The following is a 3,716-nucleotide window of genomic DNA, read 5'->3' as shown; positions in this document are numbered from 1 at the left end:
AGAACTGCCACCCATCCAACGTTTTCTCAACCGGGTGTTGGCCCTGCCGATCGCGATGCAGAATGCGATCTTTGCGGAGTTTATGGAGAAGATCGAACTTGCCATCGAGCGCGCACTGGCGGCGGGTACGCTTGATGTTGGCCTGGAAACCCTGCGCGGGGATCGCATCACGGCCGGCGCGGCACAGGAGCTGCGCGTGTGTGACAAGACCGGTGCCAGTACCTCGCTGGTGCCGCTCACGATCGAAAACAGGATGTCTTATCGAAGCGCCGGTACCATTCTTGAAGATCACCCAAATCTGTCGCCCATGCGCAATGCAAGCTCGGGCAATGTGGCGATGATCAGTAAGCGACCGCGGCAGGTTTATGGCGATGAAGGTGAAATGGTGTTGGAACGTCGGATGGTCCGCCCGGCAAAGAAGAGCTTCCTGACCGAAGAAGCGTATGTGCGCTCCGCCTGGGAGCCTGTTGCAGCATCCACCTTCAAGACACTCTGGGATGGGGAGGTGGCGCAGTTGCCCGAAACAGAAACGCAGAAACTGCACCTCCTGACCGGTCTGATCCTGCCAATTTGGACGGAGATCCCCGGCGACAATACTCGGATTTACCGGGTGCAGCCGGAGGAGGGACCTGCCTTGCTCGGTCGCGCGCTTGATGAGACCCAGGCCTCAGTTCTGCGCGGCAAGTTTATGGACCTCGATTGTCCGTCGTCAGGAGTTTTGGGCCAGTTGGTAATCTGACCTAAGAGAGGCTCTGGCTCATCCGGTTCGCGTAATTATGCGGCGGATTTGCGGTGAAGCAAGCGCCGGGTTTCGATGGTCTTTCGTTTGATCCTCTCTCGTTGTTTTAGAATGGTCTGTCCGCGCCCGAAGTAGACATCAGCGGGCGTGAGGTTTTGTAAGCTTTCGTGGTAGCGCCGGTGGTTGTAGTGATCGACGAAAGCATCGATCTGCTGCCTGAGATCACCGGGCAGGTAGTAGTTTTCCAGCAAGATGCGGTTCTTCAAGGTCTGGTGCCAGCGCTCGATCTTTCCCTGAGTTTGCGGATGGTATGGCGCCCCTCGGACATGATCCATTTCCTGATCTTCCAGCCATTCAGCAAGTTTACCAGAGATATAACTGGATCCGTTATCACTGAGCAGGCGCGGTTTGTGCAGCACGGTTGCCTGATCACAGCCCGACGCCTGTAGTGCCAGGTCCAGCGTGTCGGTCACATCCTCGGTCTTCATAGTCGTACAAAGCTTCCAAGCGATGATGTAACGGCTGTAATCGTCCAGGATCGTACTGAGATAGAACCAGCCCCAGCCGATGACCTTCAGGTAAGTGAAGTCGGTCTGCCAGAGTTGGTTCGGCCGTGTGGTCTTGTCCTGGAACTCGTCTGCGGCCGACAAAACCACATAAGCCGGGCTGGTGATCAGATCGTAGGACTTGAGGATGCGATAGACCGAAGCCTCTGACACAAAGTACTTTTCTGTGTCGGTGAAGCGAACAGCTAACTCACGCGGGGAAAGCTCACTTTCCTTCAGAGCCAGATCTTTGATCTTCTCGCGCACTGGCGTGGGAATGCGGTTCCAGACCCGTGACGGCGTGGGTCTACGATCTTCAAGCGCCTCGGGGCCGCCGACGAGATATCGGTCGTACCAGCGATAGAAGGTGGTCTTCGGAATGCCCAGCTTCTCCAAAGTGCGCTTGGTCGGGAGATGCGAACCTTCGACGAGGCGGATGACTTCCAGTTTTTCGGATGCGGGATAACTCATTCGTCGTCGTCCCCATCCGCGACCATGCTTTTTTTGAGCAACCGCAGTTCAAGAGCCTGTTCGGCAACCACTTCCTTCAGATCACGGGCTTCCCATCTCAGATCCTTCACTTCGGTGGAAGTTGCCGCGCGGGCCGTGTCGCCTGCCAGACGTTTCTTGCCGGCTTCCAGGAATTCCTTGGACCAGCTGTAGTAGAGGCTCTGCGCGATGCCTTCACGGCGGCAGAGCTCTGCAATGCTGTCCTCGCCTTTTAGGCCGTCCAGCACGATCCTGATCTTCTCTTCTGCGGAGTACTGTTTGCGGGTCGCACGGCGAATGTCCTTTACGACCTTCTCACCGTGGCTCTGCTTGGTTCCGGGTTTCTTTCTCATCTTATGGAATGGACGCCCCTTGCACCGATGCCGATAGTTTTCGGCAGACGTATCAAGCAGAAGGAGTTCACAGAATGCAGTTACTTGCGATTGATTTAGGCAAACAGTCGTTTCACATCCACGGAATCACCAATGAGGGCGAGGTAATCTCGAAGAAGGTGACCAGATCAAAACTCGCCGCTGCCGTTCAGGAGTATTCCCCGGAAACAGTCGCCATGGAGGCTTGTGCCAGCGCTCATCACTGGGGCAGACAGTTTGAGGCGCAAGGCTATGCCGTGCGCCTCGTTCATCCGCGGTTCGTAATGCCGTTTGTCAAAGGCTCCAAGAACGACGCTGTTGATGCCGAGGCGATCTATGAGGCCGCACTGCGCCCGACTATGCGATTTGTCCCAGTGAAGACGACGGAGCAACAGGATTTGCAGATGCTGCATCGAACACGTGATCGTCTCATCACACAACGGACCGGATTGATTAATCACATTCGGGGCCTTCTGGGGGAGTATGGCGTTGTCATTCCAGTCGGTGCCTTTCGGTTCCGAAAGGATATCAGAAACGCCGTCGCTGAGGCCAAGTTGTCAGCGCTGGCAACGGAAAACTTCAACGCACTTATCGCCGAATTCGAAGCGTTGGACAAACACGTCGCTGAGCTCGACCGTAAGCTAATCGCGATCTGCCGGACCGATGAGCGGTGCAAACGTCTTGCAACCCTCCCCGGCGTCGGGCCTGTGATCGCCACCGCCTTGATCGCTGCCGTTGATGACGGTCGACACTTTTCGTCTGGCCGGGCACTCGCGGCATGGATAGGCTTGGTTCCCAGACAATATACGACGGGCGGCAAGCCCCGGCTTGGTGGCATAGGCAAACGAGGCAACCAATACCTGCGGCGCCAGCTCATCCACGGCGCCCGGTCCGTCCTGATCAGGATCGCCAATCGTGATGATCAACGCGCGAGATGGGCGCAGGGCTTGCTGGCACGCGCAGGTCACAACAAAACGCTCGTGGCTATCGCCAACAAGACAGCACGCATTGCCTGGGCGATTTTGCGGAGCGGAGAAGGCTACAAAGCGGCGTAGCGGGCAGCCCGGAAAGTACTGGCGCTCTAAGAATGCGAGGTGACGAGACGATGGTGTAACGGCAGGGGCCGCAATTCACAGCCTGTAAGGAGTGGTGGCCAGGAAAGGCCGGTCATCTTGGAAGGCACTGAAACCAGCGGATCCCATCGAGGCCAGGAGCAAAGATGCTTCAATCAAAGGCCGGATAGATTCACGCATCCAATGCCGTCAACATCATCACAAAAAACACCTTGCGCAGGGGGCGTCCATAGATCCACTCCTTGGCGGTTACGATGAGCCAGAAACCCTCTCTTATCAAATCAACCTAAACTGTCCCATTGGCGCTGACGTCAGACAGGTCGACCGCTGCTTTTTGTCCTGATCGAGCGTGATCAGAATCTCACATCCAATTCGAGGGTAAGACCCCAGAAATTGAAGCCCGATTGCCCGATGCCGTCATAGAACACCGAACTGCTGAGCAGATAGTTGGACTGGCTGCTATATTCTGCACCCAGTTCGACACGCCCGCGGGCACCTT

General features: G+C 56.4%; 3 protein-coding genes. 2 read left to right on the top strand and 1 reads right to left on the bottom strand.

Annotated features, from left to right (window positions below):
- On the top strand, positions 1 to 739 hold a 739-nt coding region (locus tag ACR0L4_RS23330), incomplete at its 5' end, for a strawberry notch C-terminal domain-containing protein (RefSeq protein ID WP_480515590.1).
- A gap of 35 nt (positions 740 to 774) precedes the next feature.
- On the opposite strand, the gene ACR0L4_RS23325 is transcribed toward ACR0L4_RS23330, so the two are convergent.
- Positions 775 to 2,126 (bottom strand): IS3 family transposase gene (locus tag ACR0L4_RS23325; protein ID WP_480515588.1). Its coding sequence is split into 2 segments (ribosomal slippage): positions 775 to 1,790 and positions 1,790 to 2,126, totalling 1,353 coding nucleotides; the frame shifts between segments, so codons are not numbered across the junction.
- A 74-nt stretch (positions 2,127 to 2,200) separates the two neighbouring features.
- On the opposite strand from ACR0L4_RS23325, the gene ACR0L4_RS23320 reads away from it, so the two are divergent.
- On the top strand, positions 2,201 to 3,199 hold the full coding sequence (locus ACR0L4_RS23320) for an IS110 family RNA-guided transposase (protein WP_170438367.1): 999 nt from the start codon (positions 2,201 to 2,203) through the stop codon (positions 3,197 to 3,199).
- Positions 3,200 to 3,716 lie beyond the last annotated feature (517 nt).

It is taken from the genome of Ruegeria sp. AB5 (assembly GCF_056542645.1).
This window is presented reverse-complemented; position numbering and strand designations above follow the sequence as displayed.

Coding starts and splice junctions, on each gene's coding strand:
- ACR0L4_RS23320 (WP_170438367.1), top strand. CDS start 2,201: ATGCAGTTACTTGCGATTGATTTAGGCAAACAGTCGTTTCACATCCAC.